General features: G+C 45.1%; 21 protein-coding genes and 1 pseudogene. 19 read left to right on the top strand and 3 right to left on the bottom strand.

Going from position 1 to position 16,465, the window contains the following annotated elements; genetic code table 11:
• Window positions 1–51: 51 nt before the first annotated feature.
• Window positions 52–645, bottom strand: a pseudogene (locus tag ACLROL_RS08435) (sodium-dependent transporter); the annotation flags it as partial.
• A 172-nt stretch (window positions 646–817) separates the two neighbouring features.
• Between ACLROL_RS08435 and ACLROL_RS08430 the strand changes: the two are divergent.
• From ACLROL_RS08430 to ACLROL_RS08360, 15 genes are all read left to right on the top strand, one after another.
• Complete coding sequence (locus ACLROL_RS08430; RefSeq protein ID WP_288722816.1) at window positions 818–1,732, top strand: S8 family peptidase; 915 nt, start codon at window positions 818–820, stop codon at window positions 1,730–1,732.
• A gap of 75 nt (window positions 1,733–1,807) precedes the next feature.
• Window positions 1,808–2,152, top strand: a complete 345-nt coding sequence (ylxM, locus tag ACLROL_RS08425; protein ID WP_413067682.1) for a YlxM family DNA-binding protein — start codon at window positions 1,808–1,810, stop codon at window positions 2,150–2,152.
• Window position 2,153: 1 nt separating this feature from the next.
• Window positions 2,154–3,521 (top strand): signal recognition particle protein, encoded by a 1,368-nt coding sequence (ffh, locus tag ACLROL_RS08420; RefSeq protein WP_087202580.1) that lies wholly within the window; start codon window positions 2,154–2,156, stop codon window positions 3,519–3,521.
• 38 nt (window positions 3,522–3,559) lie between these two features.
• Window positions 3,560–3,805, top strand: a complete 246-nt coding sequence (gene rpsP, locus ACLROL_RS08415; RefSeq protein WP_087202582.1) for a 30S ribosomal protein S16 — start codon at window positions 3,560–3,562, stop codon at window positions 3,803–3,805.
• Window positions 3,806–3,828: 23 nt separating this feature from the next.
• Entirely contained in the window at window positions 3,829–4,059 is a 231-nt protein-coding gene (locus tag ACLROL_RS08410; protein ID WP_087202585.1) for a KH domain-containing protein, read from the top strand.
• A gap of 87 nt (window positions 4,060–4,146) precedes the next feature.
• Window positions 4,147–4,653 carry a ribosome maturation factor RimM gene (rimM, locus tag ACLROL_RS08405; RefSeq protein ID WP_287449744.1) on the top strand — a complete coding sequence of 169 codons (507 nt, stop codon included), beginning with the start codon at window positions 4,147–4,149 and terminating at the stop codon, window positions 4,651–4,653.
• A gap of 20 nt (window positions 4,654–4,673) precedes the next feature.
• On the top strand, window positions 4,674–5,441 hold the full coding sequence (gene trmD, locus ACLROL_RS08400; protein ID WP_087202589.1) for a tRNA (guanosine(37)-N1)-methyltransferase TrmD: 768 nt from the start codon (window positions 4,674–4,676) through the stop codon (window positions 5,439–5,441).
• A gap of 102 nt (window positions 5,442–5,543) precedes the next feature.
• Window positions 5,544–5,891, top strand: a complete 348-nt coding sequence (gene rplS / locus ACLROL_RS08395) for a 50S ribosomal protein L19 (protein ID WP_087202591.1) — start codon at window positions 5,544–5,546, stop codon at window positions 5,889–5,891.
• 109 nt (window positions 5,892–6,000) lie between these two features.
• Window positions 6,001–6,570 carry a signal peptidase I gene (lepB, locus tag ACLROL_RS08390; protein WP_287449748.1) on the top strand — a complete coding sequence of 190 codons (570 nt, stop codon included), beginning with the start codon at window positions 6,001–6,003 and terminating at the stop codon, window positions 6,568–6,570.
• A gap of 14 nt (window positions 6,571–6,584) precedes the next feature.
• The gene (ylqF, locus tag ACLROL_RS08385) at window positions 6,585–7,436 is read left to right on the top strand and encodes a ribosome biogenesis GTPase YlqF (RefSeq protein ID WP_413067681.1); all 852 of its coding nucleotides are present in this window, start codon (window positions 6,585–6,587) and stop codon (window positions 7,434–7,436) included.
• Between the two features lie 15 nt (window positions 7,437–7,451).
• Complete coding sequence (gene lepB / locus ACLROL_RS08380) at window positions 7,452–8,012, top strand: signal peptidase I (protein ID WP_413067680.1); 561 nt, start codon at window positions 7,452–7,454, stop codon at window positions 8,010–8,012.
• Window positions 8,005–8,766, top strand: a complete 762-nt coding sequence (locus tag ACLROL_RS08375) for a ribonuclease HII (protein WP_287449740.1) — start codon at window positions 8,005–8,007, stop codon at window positions 8,764–8,766. The genes lepB (ACLROL_RS08380) and ACLROL_RS08375 overlap by 8 nt, the downstream gene beginning before the upstream one ends.
• A gap of 15 nt (window positions 8,767–8,781) precedes the next feature.
• A complete protein-coding gene (locus ACLROL_RS08370; RefSeq protein WP_413067679.1) occupies window positions 8,782–9,135 on the top strand; it encodes a YraN family protein in 354 nt (117 codons plus the stop codon).
• 41 nt (window positions 9,136–9,176) lie between these two features.
• Window positions 9,177–10,052, top strand: coding sequence for a peptidoglycan editing factor PgeF (gene pgeF, locus ACLROL_RS08365; RefSeq protein WP_087210729.1), 876 nt, complete (start codon window positions 9,177–9,179; stop codon window positions 10,050–10,052).
• An 11-nt stretch (window positions 10,053–10,063) separates the two neighbouring features.
• Window positions 10,064–10,978: a mechanosensitive ion channel family protein gene (locus ACLROL_RS08360; protein WP_087202603.1), complete on the top strand. Its 915-nt coding sequence runs from the start codon at window positions 10,064–10,066 to the stop codon at window positions 10,976–10,978.
• Between the two features lie 74 nt (window positions 10,979–11,052).
• Here the strand turns inward: ACLROL_RS08360 and yfcE are convergent, their stop codons facing one another.
• Window positions 11,053–11,595: a phosphodiesterase gene (yfcE, locus tag ACLROL_RS08355; RefSeq protein WP_087202605.1), complete on the bottom strand. Its 543-nt coding sequence runs from the start codon at window positions 11,593–11,595 to the stop codon at window positions 11,053–11,055.
• Window positions 11,596–11,749: 154 nt separating this feature from the next.
• On the opposite strand from yfcE, the gene rsmD reads away from it, so the two are divergent.
• Both rsmD and ACLROL_RS08345 read left to right on the top strand, forming a co-directional pair.
• A complete protein-coding gene (gene rsmD, locus ACLROL_RS08350) occupies window positions 11,750–12,301 on the top strand; it encodes a 16S rRNA (guanine(966)-N(2))-methyltransferase RsmD (RefSeq protein ID WP_087210736.1) in 552 nt (183 codons plus the stop codon).
• 72 nt (window positions 12,302–12,373) lie between these two features.
• Window positions 12,374–12,958, top strand: a complete 585-nt coding sequence (locus ACLROL_RS08345; RefSeq protein WP_087202609.1) for an ATPase — start codon at window positions 12,374–12,376, stop codon at window positions 12,956–12,958.
• A 2-nt stretch (window positions 12,959–12,960) separates the two neighbouring features.
• Here the strand turns inward: ACLROL_RS08345 and ACLROL_RS08340 are convergent, their stop codons facing one another.
• Window positions 12,961–13,899 carry a nucleoside recognition domain-containing protein gene (locus tag ACLROL_RS08340; protein ID WP_287449733.1) on the bottom strand — a complete coding sequence of 313 codons (939 nt, stop codon included), beginning with the start codon at window positions 13,897–13,899 and terminating at the stop codon, window positions 12,961–12,963.
• A 122-nt stretch (window positions 13,900–14,021) separates the two neighbouring features.
• Here ACLROL_RS08340 and ACLROL_RS08335 point away from each other — a divergent pair, with 122 nt between their 5' ends.
• Window positions 14,022–15,461, top strand: coding sequence for an aminoacyl-histidine dipeptidase (locus tag ACLROL_RS08335; protein WP_087210739.1), 1,440 nt, complete (start codon window positions 14,022–14,024; stop codon window positions 15,459–15,461).
• Between the two features lie 96 nt (window positions 15,462–15,557).
• On the top strand, window positions 15,558–16,424 hold the full coding sequence (locus ACLROL_RS08330) for a M23 family metallopeptidase (protein WP_287449731.1): 867 nt from the start codon (window positions 15,558–15,560) through the stop codon (window positions 16,422–16,424).
• The last annotated feature ends 41 nt before the right edge of the window (window positions 16,425–16,465 follow it).

The following is a 16,465-nucleotide window of genomic DNA, read 5'->3' as shown; positions in this document are numbered from 1 at the left end:
ATTATTTCTAATATAAGAATCTAATTATTTTTCCTTAACTTAATGACATTGGCCTTCTGCTCCGCCTTTTAAAAGCAGACTGTTGATTGCAAGGACAACCATGATAAGCAGAAGAAGGATCATCATCCCTTTTGTGACACGCTCAAGCCCTTTCTGAAGCCCAACTGAGCAGATCAAGATTCCGGCAGCCACTACGATAACCATCCAAAAGAGCATGACACTAGGTCTGGCAAGCATTTCATTGAAGAGGGATTCTACCTTCTCAGTGGATGCATTCTCGAATTTCCCAGTGGCGGTCATGTAAAAATAGTGCAGCATCCATCCGGCGACAGTCGTGTAGAACATCATAAGAAAATAGTTCCCGATCAAGGCCACATAGCCGTGCAAATGCCATTTACTTCCTTTTTTCTCCAGTACATAATATGCCCGGACTGGGCTTTTCTGGCTGGCTCTCCCCACAGAAAATTCCATCGTCATAACCGGAAGCCCCAGGATAACGAGGAAGAAGATGTAAAAGACGACGAATGCTCCTCCTCCATACTGTCCCGTTATGTAAGGAAATTTCCAGACATTTCCGATCCCAATTGCACATCCGGCAGACAGTAAGATAAACCCAAGTCTGGATCCAAGTTTTTCTCTTTCCATAATTGATTTCCTATCCCTTTCATTTGTTTTGTTGATTTCAACTTTTTTTAGTATAAAGAGACATTCGTTGTAAGTCAATTCAAAGTTGGTTGATGGCCAAGACCTTGACCTGGTGTAACCAGTAACCGAAGGTATTTTTATGAATAAGCTGTTTAAAAAGGGGATTTTGATTATGAAGCATGTCAGGGAAGCCATCCAGTACGACTGCGACGATACCCTTCATGGAGGAATCGACGGCAAAGGCGTGACGGTTGCAGTTCTTGATACCGGGATCACGAATCATCCGGATCTTGATGGAAGGATCGCTGCTTTTGGGGATATGGTTTCCGGTAAAAAAATAATGTATGATGACAATTCCCACGGGACTCATGTAGCAGGTATCATTGCAGGAAGCGGGAAAATGTCATCCGGATTTTATAGAGGAATCGCACCTGGGTGCCGCATCGTAGCCATAAAAGTGCTGGACAAAAGAGGAGAGGGGAAAATCAGGGATCTTATAGACGGAATTCGGGCTGTTCTCAATTATCAAGAGCGTTGGGGAATCCGAATTGTGAATATCTCTATCGGTACACTTCCCCACGAAGGAGACACAGAGGAAGCGGAGCTTCTCAGATGGGTGGAGCGTATGTGGGATGCGGGGCTTGTCGTCATAACAGCTGCGGGAAATTATGGGCCCGGCAGAGGGACTGTCACTATCCCCGGCATCAGTCCCAAAGTTATCACAGTGGGAGCCTCAGATGATGGAGAATTACGGGACAGAAACGGGAAGATTGGAAAAAATTATTCTGGAAGAGGTCCTACAAAAGATTGCGTCTGCAAGCCGGATATTGTGGCTCCCGGGTCATACATTACCTCATGCAATGGCTGGTGTGGGCTGAAAAATCACAAGATGTACAGCGTGAAAAGCGGAACATCCATGGCGGCACCCATCGTATCCGGCGCTGCGGCGCTTCTGTTGTGCAAATATCCGGATATGAGCAATGTGGAAGTCAAGATACGAATGATGGAACGCGCCGATGATACAGGGAAAAGTCGCCATGTCCAAGGAAGAGGTATACTAAACATAAAGAAACTGCTGGACAGGTAGTAAAAAAATAAAGGTGTCAAGAAAAAACACTTGACACCTGTTTGCTTTTATAGTATGATGGCTCAGGTGAGAAAAATGGACGAATTGATCAAGCAAACTCTTTTGTATGATTTTTACGGAGAGCTTTTGACAAAACATCAGAAAGAGATATACGAGCAGTTCATACTGGAAGATCTGTCACTTGGGGAGATCGCGCAGGATCGCGGGATCAGCCGCCAGGGTGTGCATGATACGATTAGAAGGTGCGAGAAGACACTGGAAGGGTATGAAAACAAACTGCATCTGATACGCAAGTTTCTCACGATCAAGGAAAAGGTACATCAGATCGACAACCTGCTGGACACATATCAGGAGAAAGAAAAAGAGATCCTGATCCAGGAGATCCGGCAGATTTCTGATGAGATTATAGAGGAGTTATAAAATGGCATTTGACAGTTTAACAGAAAAACTTCAAAATGTGTTCCGCAGCCTGAGAAGCAAAGGGCGGCTTACGGAAGACGACGTAAAGACTGCACTCAGAGAAGTAAAGATGGCTCTTCTGGAAGCCGATGTCAATTTCAAAGTTGTGAAAAACTTTATAAAGAGCGTACAGGAACGCGCCGTAGGACAGGATGTCATGAATGGACTCAATCCGGGCCAGATGGTTATCAAGATTGTCAATGAGGAGCTCGTATCATTGATGGGATCTGAGACAACAGAGATCCGTCTCCAGCCGGGGAAAGAGACGACGGTCATTATGATGGCAGGTCTGCAGGGTGCCGGTAAAACGACAACGACTGCAAAGCTTGCCGGAAAGTTTAAGCTCAAAGGCAAAAAACCGCTCCTTGTTGCATGTGACGTTTACCGTCCGGCTGCCATCAAGCAGCTCCAGATCAACGGAGAAAAGCAAGGTGTGGAAGTATTCTCCATGGGCGAGAATCATAAGCCGTCCAATATCGCCAAAGCTGCCATGGAACATGCGGCAAAAAACGGCAATAACCTGGTCATCCTTGATACAGCGGGACGTCTTCACATAGATGAGGACATGATGGCGGAACTTCAGGAAATCAAAGAGACTGTGACTGTTCATCAGACAATCCTCGTGGTAGACGCCATGACAGGACAGGATGCAGTCAATGTGGCAAGCGAGTTCAACGAAAAGATTGGTATAGATGGTGTCATCGTCACGAAATTGGACGGAGACACAAGGGGTGGAGCAGCATTATCCATCAAGGCCGTGACCGGATGCCCGATTCTTTATGTCGGAATGGGGGAAAAGCTTTCAGATTTGGAGCAGTTTTATCCGGATCGAATGGCATCCCGTATTCTTGGTATGGGAGATATCCTTACGCTGATTGAGAAGGCAGAAGCCGATATCGATGAAGAAAAGGCGAAAGAGATGTCGCAGAAGCTGAAAAAAGCCCAGTTCGATTTCGAAGATTATCTGGAATCTATGAAACAGATGAGAAAGATGGGAGGACTTGGCAATATCCTTGGGATGCTGCCGGGGCTTGGCGGCGGAATGCTTGGAAAGGCAGGAAAGACGCCGGAGATCGATTCCGATGAAGCACAGAAAAAGATGGAACGTATGGAGGCGATCATCTACTCCATGACAGTGAAGGAACGGAGAAATCCGGATATCCTGAATCCATCCAGAAAGCATCGCATTGCAAAAGGTGCGGGTGTTGATATCTCGGAAGTAAATAAGCTGTGCAAACAGTATGAACAGATGAAAAAGATGATGAAGCAGATGCCTGGAATGATGGGCGGCAGAGGTGGTAAAAAGGGAAAATTCAAATTACCTTTTTAACATAAACAAATATTCATAAATATGCGGAGGTGAAACAAATGGCAGTAAAAATCAGATTAAGAAGAATGGGACAGAAAAAGGCTCCTTTCTATAGAATCATCGTAGCTGATTCCCGTTCTCCAAGAGACGGTAAATTCATCGAAGAAATCGGAACATATGATCCGACACGCGATCCGAGCGAATTCAAAGTAGATGAAGAAGCAGCAAAGAAATGGTTAAACAATGGAGCACAGCCGACAGAGGTTGTAAGCAAGATTTTTAAAGCAGCAGGAATTGAAAAATAGTCAAGGCCTCGGAGGTGCTCGAAATGAAAGAGTTAGTCGAAGTAATTACAAAGGCTCTCGTTGATGAGCCAGAAAATGTTGTGGTTACAGAAAGAGCAGAAGGCAGGACAACCGTCATCGAAGTCCATGTATCCGACAGTGATATGGGAAAGGTGATCGGAAAGCAGGGACGTATTGCGAAAGCAATCCGTTCCGTTGTGAAAGCAGCCGCTGCAAAAGAAGATAAAAAAGTGGTTGTGGACATTACACAGTAAAGTGTCTGCATAAAAGATAAATTTAAGAACAGGCTGTCATGTATCCATGCACAGAGCTGTTCTTAATTTTGTCTGGGAAGGAGAAAAATGGAACAGTTTCTCAGAGTAGGCGTGATCTCATCGACACACGGAGTTCGCGGGGAGGTAAAAGTATTCCCGACGACCGACGATGCCCGCCGTTTTGAAGAACTCGAAGAAGTCATACTGGATACAGGAAAAGAACAGATTCCGCTCAGGATCGAACATGTGAAATATTTCAAACAGTTTGCAATCCTCAAGTTCAACGGGATCGATAATATAAACGATATAGAGAAGTATAAGGGACAGCCGCTCTTTGTCAAAAGAGAACACGCGGCCAAACTGCAGGAAGACGAGTACTATATTGCCGATATGATAGGTATGGACGTAGTTACAGAGGACGGAACATACTTCGGGCAGCTGAAAGATGTGATGGAGACAGGTGCCAACGACGTCTACATCGTAGACAGCGAAAAGCATGGAGAGGTTCTGATCCCGGCTATCAAAGAGTGCATCCTTGATGTAGATGTAGCAGAAAACAGGATTAAGATCCATCTGATGAATGGGCTTGTATAAGAAGAGACAGGAGAGAAAAGATGAATTTTCACATTTTAACTCTGTTTCCGGACATGGTGGAACAGGGACTGAACACAAGCATCATCGGGAGAGCAAAAGATCGTGGGTTGCTTTCTATCGAGGCGGTAAACATCCGAGATTATGCGTTCAACAAGCATCAAAGCGTGGACGATTATCCGTACGGGGGCGGAGCAGGGATGTTGATGCAGGCGGAGCCTATTTATCAATGTTACAAGGCTGTCTGTGAAAAGGCGGGAATTTCACTGGATGACCCGCAGGCAAAGCGGCCCAGAGTTGTGTACCTTTCCCCGCAGGGAGAGACATTTTCCCAGAAGATGGCGGAAGAGCTTGCAGGCGAAGAAGAACTGGTTCTGCTCTGCGGTCACTATGAAGGCGTGGACGAGAGGGTGCTTGAAGAGATTGTGACAGACTATGTCTCCATCGGAGATTACGTCCTCACGGGAGGAGAACTTCCGGCCATGGTCATGGTGGATGCGATCTCACGCCTCGTCCCAGGTGTGCTGCACAATGATGTGTCTGCTGAATTTGAAAGTTTTCAGGATAATCTGCTGGAGTATCCGCAGTATTCCAGACCTGAGACATGGCACGGAAAACAGGTGCCGCCGATCCTTCTTTCCGGCCATCACGCAAACATTGAAAAGTGGCGGAGAGAGCAGTCTATCATCCGCACTGCGCAGAAGAGGCCGGATCTTCTGAAAGAGGCGGTCCTTACAGAAAAAGAGCGGAAATTTCTGGACGAATATATTAAAAACAACTTGCAATCTTAAATAGAGTATGATACACTTGGTACTGTTGTGGGAAGAAACGAGATGGTCCTCTGATACAGTATGAGTATTAAGAACGTCAAATAAATCTAAGGAGGTCACACAATGAACGAAATTATCAGAAAGATTGAAGCTGAACAGCTCAAAGAAAACGCACCGGTATTTAACGTAGGAGATACGGTAAAAGTTTACGGAAAAATTAAAGAAGGAAACCGTGAAAGAATTCAGGTGTTTGAAGGAACTGTATTAAAGAAACAGGGCGGAAGCACAAGAGAAACTTTCACAGTAAGAAAGTTTTCTAACGGCGTTGGCGTAGAAAAAACATGGCCGCTGCATTCTCCAAACGTGGAAAAGGTAGAAGTAGTAAGAAGAGGTAAAGCAAGAAGAGCAAAACTCAACTACTTAAGAAGCCGCGTTGGTAAGAAGGCAAAAGTAAAAGAATTAGTTAAATAGGACATGGGAAGGGGCAAAATACTGAATATAGTATATTGCCCTTTTTGTTTCTTTTACAGGTATGTGGATGCGTGCAAAGGATTTTGGCACATGGAAGGTATTGCAGATGATGAAGAGATTACAGTTTGGAAAAGAAAAAAAGCATATTAATTACGATTTGATCAAGGCAACAGCGTACTGGGGATTTCGGATCATTCTTGTATGCCTGCTGGCGCTGGTTTTCGTTGTCTATTTCGGACAGCAGGTCAATAATATCGGCGATTCTATGCGTCCGGTTATCAAAAATGGGGATATTGTCCTGGTAAACCGGATGATCTACGATGCAAGTAAACCGAAACGCGGCGATATCATCGCGTTCAAGCCAAACGGGAATGAGAATTCTCATTCATATATCAAACGGATCATCGGGCTTCCTGGAGAGACCGTTCAGATCCGGGATGGAGAAATTTACATAGACGGCGAAAAGCTGGAGGAAGAATATAAGACATCAGAGATTAAAGATGCCGGTACCGCAAAGGAAGAGATGACGCTGGACGGAGATGAATATTTCGTCCTGGGTGATAATCGTCTGAACAGTGAAGACAGCCGGGTAGCGGATATCGGCAATGTCAAGCGAGAGGATATTCTTGGGGAAGCATGGTTCATCCTTTCGCCTGGAGACAATTTTGGGTTTATTTAATGGAGGAGAAGTCTATGCATTTTCAATGGTACCCTGGTCACATGACCAAAGCAAAACGAATGATGCAGGAAAATATAAAGCTCATTGACCTTATCATTGAGCTTGTGGATGCGCGGGTCCCGGCAAGCAGCCGGAATCCGGATATAGATGAGCTTGGAAAAGGAAAGGCGCGCCTGATTCTTCTGAACAAATCGGATCTGGCCGTGGAAGCGTGCAACGATGCATGGGAAGCGTACTTTCGACAGAAAGGATTTTCTGTCTTAAAGGTCAATTCCAGGCAGGGAGGCGGTATCAAGTCGATTCAGGGCGTGATCCGGGAAGCTTGTAAAGAGAAAATCGAGAGAGACAGAAAAAGGGGAATACTGAACCGACCGGTAAGAGCCATGGTGGTTGGGATCCCTAATGTAGGGAAATCTACCTTTATCAATGCGCTGGCTGGGAAAGCCTGCGCAAAGACAGGGAATAAGCCTGGCGTGACAAAAGGAAAACAATGGATCCGTCTCAATAAAAACGTAGAACTTTTGGACACTCCGGGAATTCTCTGGCCAAAGTTTGAGGATCAGACAGTGGGGAAAAAGCTTGCATTCATCGGATCTATTAAAGATGAAATCCTCAATATGGAAGAACTTGCCGCAGAGATGATCGCATTTATGGAAAAGCATTATCCAGGTACGATCTTTGAAAAGTACAAAGCTGAGGAGATGGAAGATCCGTACAAGACGCTGGCCAATATTGCACAGATGCGCCATGCGGTCACAAAAGGGGGAGAACTGGATTATGAAAAGGCAGCGGCGTTGTTTATCGACGATTTCCGAAACGGAAAACTCGGACGACTGACGCTGGAGTTTCCGGAAGAAATGAAATAAGGGGAGAGATGCAAGATGAAGAAAGAAGAGAAGGAGCAAAAGAAGAGTATCGGAAGGGAAATTCTTGACTGGATTGTGTTTATTGCAGTGGTCCTGATTCTTTCCTGGTTTGTCGTCACATTTGTGGGTGTGCGCACGGTAGTGGAAGGACAGTCTATGGAGCCCACGCTTCAGGACGGAAACAACCTTATTGTGGACAAGTTATCCTACCGCTTCCGCGACCCAAAGCGGTTTGAGATCATCGTTTTTCCATATCAGTATGAAGAAAACACTTACTATATCAAACGGATCATTGGACTTCCCGGAGAGATGGTCCAGGTTAAGGACGGGGCTGTATATATTGATGGGGAGAAACTGGATGAACGTTACGGCGCGGAGCCCATGGAGAGCGCCGGTATTGCGGAAGAACCTATCAAGCTAGGCGACGACGAATATTTTGTCCTTGGCGATAACCGGAACCACAGCTCTGACAGCCGAGATCCGAGTGTAGGGATACTGAAGAGGGAAGATCTGCTTGGCAGAGCATGGGTCCGGATTTATCCTTTTGATGAAATGGGGTTTGTAGTACATGAGTAAAAGCATAAAAGAGATCAAAGAGGAATTTGAACAGACACCTTGGGATAAATGGCATATACTCTTCGGACAATATGAAAATGACGAACGCGCCGGTGTCAAAAAGCTTCTCGAAACATATCGGAGAAAAGAAGAAAAAGAAGAAAGAGAGCGATCCCGGGTGGAAAAGATGTGTGTTTATGAAAAGAAACACCAGTCTTTTACTCATATTTGCGGCATCGATGAAGTAGGAAGAGGACCGCTTGCGGGGCCGGTGGTGGCAGCGGCAGTAATTTTGCCGAAAGATGCCAGGATTCTCTATATCAATGACTCCAAGAAGCTTTCTGAAAAGAAGAGGGATGAATTGTATGACATCATTATGGATACGGCTACAGCAGTTGGAATTGGTATGAGAAGTCCTCAGCGCATCGATGAGATCAATATTCTCAATGCCACTTACGAAGCGATGCAAGATGCGGTGGCAAATCTCAAAGTACATCCGGATCTTTTGCTTAATGATGCCGTGACGATCCCCGAGATAGACATTCCTCAGGTCCCTATTATAAAAGGAGATGAAAAAAGTATTTCCATCGCAGCGGCCAGTATCATCGCAAAAGTCACACGTGACAGGCTTATGAAAGAATATGACTCGTTGCTCCCGCAATATGGATTTGCCTCTAATAAAGGGTACGGTTCACGGGAGCATATTGAAGCGTTGAAGCAATACGGGCCGACTCCTATCCATCGCCGTAGTTTTATCGGACATTTTATCCGGTAGGAAGGAAACAAAATCATGGAAAGCAGAAGGAGAACCGGCACCAGATATGAGGAGTTGGCAGCCGAATATCTGGAAGAAAAAGGTTATGTGATTCTGGAACGAAATTTCCGCTGCAGGAGCGGGGAGATTGATCTGATCGCAAGTATACAGGACCAAATCGTGTTTGTGGAAGTGAAATACCGCTCCGGGAATGGAAAGGGAAGTCCGGAGGAGGCGGTAGACCGAAGAAAACAGCGAACCATTTCCCGCTGCGCGCTGTTTTATCTGACACGGCATCCGGATGTGGAACAGCAGGTCCGGTTTGATGTGATCGCCATCTCGGATATGGAGATCCGACACTATGAGCATGCTTTTGAATACATAGATTAAGGGACACAATATGTATTGTGATACGGGAAGAGGAGGCGTGTATGACAGATACGTGGAACTATAAAGATGAAAGCAAAGTCTGGGAACTTCAGATTGGTAAAAATGGGGTTCCGTATCTTTCAAACTCGATGTTGGAAGAGACTGGTATCGTCCGCCATGGATTTTCCACACGATTAGGTGGAGTAAGCGAAGGGATTTTCAGTACGATGAATCTGAGCTTTTCGAGAGGAGACGATAAAAATGCTGTCATGGAAAATTTCCGGAGAATTGGAGAAGCGATCGATGTCTGTCCGGAGGATATGGTTTTCTCCAGGCAGACACATACGGTCAATATCCGAGAGATAACGGAAGCAGATCGCGGGAAAGGGATCATGTGCCCTGTGGACTACGATGATGTGGATGGATTGATCACGAATGTCCCGGGGATCTGTCTCGTTACTTTTTATGCGGACTGTGTTCCACTCTTTTTTGTGGATCCAGTAAACAGAGCCATCGGCCTTACCCATTCCGGATGGAGGGGAACGGTAGGGAAGATCGGAAAACGTACTGTGGAAAGAATGACAGAAGCTTACCAAAGCAGACCAGAAGATGTACTGGCCTGCATCGGCCCATCTATCTGTCAGGACTGCTATGAAGTGAGTAAAGATGTCATCGAGGAATTCCAGAAGCAATTCGACCACTCCCTTTGGGAACAACTCTTTTATGAAAAACCAAACGGGAAATATCAGCTTGACCTCTGGAAAGCAAACGAGGAAGTTTTTTTGGAGGCGGGAATTTTGCCGGAACATATAAAAGTGACAAATCTCTGTACAAACTGCAATCCGGATATGCTCTTTTCACACAGAGCTTCACACGGGAAGAGAGGAAATCTGGCAGCGTTCCTGGAGCTGAAAAAGTCATCTTCAGAGAAAAAGTAAGGAGGAATAGTATGTATACATTGCTGACAGAAACTATGGCGGAAGATATTCAAAAAGAAGTTACCGAGCAGACTGGCATGGCGGTGCAATTTCTGGATGAAAACCTTCCGAAGATGGTCGACTTTGCTTTTCAGGTTGTTCTTGCCCTTGTTGTCTTTTTTGTCGGACGGGTTGTCATCAACTGGGTAAGGAAGCTTGTGCGTGCTTCCATCGAGCGTTCGAATGCAGACAAAGGAGTGGAACAGTTTGTAGATTCCTGTTTAAAGGCAGGACTTTACGTGCTTCTTATCTTGTCCATCATTGCGAAGTTTGGAGTGGATACATCATCCATCGCAGCTCTTCTTGCTTCCGGAGGTGTTGCCATCGGCTTGGCTTTGCAGGGAGCGCTTTCCAATTTTGCAGGGGGCGTGCTAATTCTTTTGCTCCGGCCATTCGTTGTAGGGGATTACATCATCGAGCATTCCAACAATCAGGAAGGGACGGTAAAAGAAATTCAAATTTTCTATACGAAACTTTCCACAGTGGACAATAAAACGATCGTGATTCCAAATGGTACTCTTGCCAATAACAGTATGACCAATGTTACAGAGAAGGATCTGAGGCGTCTGGATTTTTATGTGAGGATTGGATATGAGGCGGATCTGAAAAAGACGGAACAAATTGTCCGGGAGGTGCTTCGCAATGATCCGGGTGTCGTAAAAGATATGGAACTTGATGTCTTTGTAGATGATCTGGCTGAAAGTTACGTGAGGCTCTGTGCCCGTGCGTGGACAAAATCAGATGAGTACTGGCCGGCGCGTGCGCGGATTCTGGAAAATGCCAAGCTTTCTATGGATGAGGCAGGAATTGCGTTTGCAGGGCAGAAAATGCAGATTGTCTATACGCAGGACAATGTTTGTCCGGATATACAAAAAAGAGAAGGTTAATAAAACCGGCAAGCTGTTCCGTATTGGAGGAGCTTGCCGGTCTTGTGCAAAATAGCAACAGCAGTATTTGTCTGTTAAAGAGAAAAGGTCTGGTATGAACCCCCATTCAGATCTTTCCATGTAAAGACACCGTCTTCCAGCGTCATATAACTATGACAGCTTCCTTCTTTTGGGATGGAAACAGATCCTGGATTCAGATAAGTGAATGTTTCGGTCTGTGTGCATGCTGGAATATGTGTGTGTCCGTGAAGGAGAACACTTCCTTTTGTCAGTTTTGGGCGTTCATCCAGATTAAAATGATGACCGTGTGTGGCAAAGATCAGATGCCCCTTCTCGCAGAGAAGGCAGTATTCAGAAAGAACTGGAAATTCCAATACCATCTGATCCACTTCTGTGTCACAATTGCCGCGTACACAGAATATCCGGTCAGCGTACGGGTTGAGCATAGCTATGACTTCTTTCGGGGCATAGTCCTTCGGGAGATCGTTTCTCGGCCCGTGATATAAAATATCTCCGAGAAGAAGCAGTCTGTCGGCTTTTTCCCTTTCAAATGCCTCCAACATTTGTCTGCAGTAATATGCGGATCCGTGTATGTCTGATGCGATAAAATATTTCATGATCTATCAACTCCTTTTCCAGACAAGTTTACCATATGAAAGGGACATTCTCAAGAAAGAAAATCAAAAGAGGAAGAAGCGGGCAGTTTGACAAAAAAAGAGGAAGAACGGTATAATAAAAAAGAACCGATATCAGAAAGGAAAGGGAAAAAACATGCGTGTAATAGCAGGGAGTGCAAGAAGAATTCAGTTGAAGACGATAGACGGGATGGATACAAGACCGACGACGGACCGGATCAAAGAGACGCTGTTCAATATGATCACGCCCTATCTTCTGGACTGCCGTTTCCTGGATTTTTTCAGCGGAAGTGGGGCAATTGGTATCGAGGCTTTAAGCCGAGGTGCAAAGAAAGCATACTTTGTGGAACAAAATCCAAGGGCAGCAGCGTGTATTCGGGAAAATTTAAAAAAAACGAAGCTGGAAGACGGAGCGGTCGTTATGCAGACAGACGTCTTAAGCGCCATAGCAAGACTGGACGGGGAAGAGACGTTTGATTATATCTTCATGGATCCGCCTTATCGCACCGGCGCAGAATTTGACGCGCTGGAAGCATTGAAAGGAACATCTCTCTTAAATGAAGAGACCGTCATCATTATAGAAGCGGCACTTGAGACAGAGTTTGCAGATGCAGAGAAAATGGGATACCGTGTTATCAAAGAGAAAAAATATAAGACAAATAAGCATATTTTTCTCGAAAGACATTGAGTTCTTTGGTGGAACGTGATAAAATAACAGAGAAATTGACAGAACTTGTCGAAGCAAAAGGAGAGTGTAGTTATGAGCAGCCGTATTGAGCAGATTATTGATGAGATTGAGGAATATATAGACAATTGTAAGTTTCAACCATTATCTACCACAAAGATTATTGTAAACAAAGATCAGATCGATGAACTCCTGAGGGAACTCCGCATGAAGACTCCGGATGAAATCAAGCGGTATCAGAAGATCATTGAAAATAAAGATGCGATTATTGCAGACGCTCAGGCAAAAGCGGACAACTTGATCAAAGAAGCGCAGGCACACACAAACGAGATGGTAAGTGAGCATGAGATCATGCAGCAGGCTTATTCTCAGGCAAATGAAATTGTGATGGCTGCCACAGAGCAGGCGCAGCAGATTATGGACAACGCAGCAAGCGACGCCAACGATATCCGTATCGGCGCTCTTCAGTATGCAGATGATCTGATGGCGAAGGCAGAAAATATCATCGGACGCACACTTGAAGATTACACAACAAAATACGACAGCCTGGTCAATACACTTCAGGAAGCTTATGACGTGGTAAGAAACGACCGCTCAGAGCTTGAAATTCCGGGGAAATCCGAACAGGGACTTGAAGCAGAGTTCGGATCTGTTCAGTAAAATTACATACAAAAAATTGTAAAATAGCAATATGCAGCAAGACTGGCAGCCAAAGCGGCGGCCAGTTTTTCTATTATGTATGGAAAGAGTGGAAGACCGCTTTTTGCGATCATGCAGTTTGTCTGTGCAGCTGCACAGAATCCTCCAAATGCACATAGCCCCATGAGAAAAGCATAACGGCACGCAAATGGCAGAGAGCTGTCCGCTGCCATGACCATTCCGTTTGTGATCTCCAGAAGCGGGAGAAATCCATCTGTCCAGAGTGGATGCTGGATCGGAAGAAGGAAAGCAAGGGAAAGAAATACGGAAAATAAAATAATATAGCCTCCGATCTTTGTGATCGTCTCAAATCCATCCATGATTGCTTCGTCTATAATCTCAAGCCGGAATGCTGCGGATGAGGATTCGGCCTTGGAAGCCACTTTCCTTGCTTTCCACGGCTGATAGAAGAGGCGGAAGGGTACACTCAAAAAAAGCGGCACCAAAACCAGGATGCAAAGGGACGGGAGAACAAGGTCTGGCCTTCCAAGCGTCTGACAGACAACAAAACCTGCTACGAACCCTGGGCTTGTATTGTTGCAGAATGATAGCAGATATGCGCCCTCGCGTTTGGTAATCTTGCCAAGTTCCACAAGATCTGCCGTCACTTTCGCGCCCATCGGATATCCGCAGATAAATCCGGCCAGGACAGCAAAACATCCATTTCTTCCGATTCCGAGAGCAGGACCAAATATCGGATAAAGAAAACGTGAAATGTGGCGGATGACATTGGTTTGCAAAAGCAGGTTTACAATGATGAGAAACGGAAGAAGAGAAGGAAGGACAGTCTGAAACCAAAGCAGCAGTCCTTTTTTTGCACCATTGAACACAGGCTGTGGAAAAAGCAGCATAAAAATAAAAAGAAAAATAGTAATAATGACAAAAAAATAACGTTTCAGCATACGCACCATTAGTAAAAATATTCAATAAATATTATGGAACTGCTGGCAGTTTTAGAAGTGCTGTGATATAATATCTCCAGAGGTTTTAAGAACCATTTTTTAGGAAAAGGAGACAGAAACAAATGGCAGTATTGGATCATTTAGAACCAAAAAAAGTATTTCAGTATTTCGAAGAATTATCTTCTGTTCCGAGAGGAACCTTCTACAACGAAAAGATCAGTAATTGGTGTGTAGAATTCGCGCAGGCGAGAAATCTGGAATGTATTCAGGACGGAATGGGAAATATCATCATCAAAAAACCTGGTACTCCGGGATATGAGAATTCTGATCCAGTCATTATCCAGGGACATATGGATATGGTATGCGAAAAGACAGAGGATTCAGATCACGATTTTGAGAATGATCCCCTGGAGCTTTACATAGAAGATGGATTTATTAAAGCAAAGAACACGACACTGGGCGGAGACGACGGTATCGCCATGGCATACGCGCTGGCTCTTCTGGACAGCGATGATATTCCGCATCCGCCGCTGGAAGCCATCTTTACTGTGGATGAGGAAGTCGGTATGGGCGGAGCCAATTACATCGACATGTCCTGCATCAAGGGAAATATCCTCTTTAACATTGATTCCGATGTAGAGGGAACAATTCTCGCAGGCTGTGCAGGTGGTATCCTTGAGACGCTCGATATGCCAGTAGAGAGGGAAATCAAAAGCGGATATCTTGTAGATATCAAAGTGCGTGGACTGAGAGGCGGACACTCTGGCTCACAGATCCACGAACAGAGAGGAAATGCAAATAAGCTCATTGCACGTATTTTAAACAGTCTGAATCAGGATTCTGAGATTTATCTCGTGACAGCAGAAGGCGGATCCAAAGACAATGTCATCGCTTCCTCAGCACAGGCGCAGATCATTACTCCTGACGGAGAAAAAGCGGCTGCTCTTGTAAAAGAGATGGAGGCAATTTTCCGCTCCGAATTTTCTTCAGACGAACCGGATCTGGAAGTGACTTGCACAGTAAAAGAAGGATTTGCCGCAGTATGTACAAGAGAATCCACAGACAGGATCATATTCGGACTCTTCTGCTCGCCATATGGAGTGCAGGGACTGAGCAGAGATCTTCCTGGTCTTGTAGAGACTTCTCTCAATCTTGGAATTGTGCGCACAAGCGCTGAAAAAGTATCCATGGTATTCTATGTAAGAAGCAGTTCCAATTCAAAAATGACAGAGATGAAATATATTTTCCGTGCGTGGGCGAAAGCGCTGCATGCGGAACAGTCTGAAGATGGAGAATATCCGGCATGGATGTATCAGAAAGACTCCAAGATCCGTCCTCTTATGGTTGAGACATATAAAGAATTGACTGGCGAAGATCCGATCGTCACGACAGTACACGCAGGTTTGGAATGTGGTCTTCTCTCCGGAAAGAAACCAACACTGGACTGCGTTTCCTTTGGACCATTCAACTATGATATCCATTCTGTAAACGAACGTCTGGATATCGCATCTACCCAGCGGACATGGGAATTGTTAAAAGCTGTGCTGGCAAAATTGAAATAATACAGATACATATCAAAAGGGAACTTCCAGATGAGGAGTTCCCTTTTTCCATGTACAGTATTTGGCTGCCGGTTCTACAAAAATGAGTTCACGTATATGAATATAGGGAAAAGAAGGAAGGGAAGATTTCCTATCAGAAAAGAGAAAAGAATCATTCTGTTTGTCCTCCTCCTTATCTTGGATGCGGCTGCAATACCAAAGCTAAAAAGTGATGCAGCCTACTTTTCCATGGGCAAACATACGATGGAAAGGAAAGAATTTCGTGCTCATGAGCTGACAGACGACTTTGTCCGCTATCTGAGGCGATCAGAGGAGCCTGGAAGAGATGTCGGGATATTTCTTGCGGAGGATCTTCTCCAAGTCAGACAGATGCGGCCGCCTTTTAAGGCAAAAGACTTTCAGAAGGCGGAAAGAGAATGGAAGAAAAATCCGTGCTACTCAGATTATAAAGCTGCCTGTGAAAGTATCTGGAATGATGTAAAATATTTTCCTGTCATGATTTCTGAAAATGATCCGGATCTTGCGGTAAATTATGGGGATTCTTGGATGAGCGAACGGACTTACGGCGGAACGAGGGGGCATGAAGGGACTGATCTCATGGCTTCAAAAAACGAAAGAGGGCTTTATCCCATCGTAAGCATGACAGATGGTGTCGTCACGAGCCGCGGGTGGCTGCCGAAAGGAGGCTGGCGGATAGGCATTACATCTCCACATGGGGGATATTTTTACTATGCACATCTGGATTCGTATGCTGACGCCAGGGAAGGGGATACCGTGAAGGCCGGGGATATCATCGGATACATGGGAGACAGCGGATATGGGGAAGAAGGGACGACAGGAAAGTTTCCGGTTCATCTTCATCTTGGGATTTATCTTTTGGAAGGGAACAGAGAGATTAGTATCAATCCATACTGGATTCTGAGATACATAGAAAATTCGAAATTAAAATGTGTCTATTCCTAGAGAAATCAGCGAAGATATGATATACTGATTCTGTATGCGAA

It is taken from the genome of Sellimonas sp., assembly GCF_047234585.1.
In the GTDB taxonomy this organism is placed as follows: Bacteria; Bacillota; Clostridia; order Lachnospirales; family Lachnospiraceae; genus Sellimonas; species Sellimonas caecigallum.
Note: the sequence above shows the minus strand (reverse complement) of the source record. Positions and strands in the feature narration are given on the sequence as shown.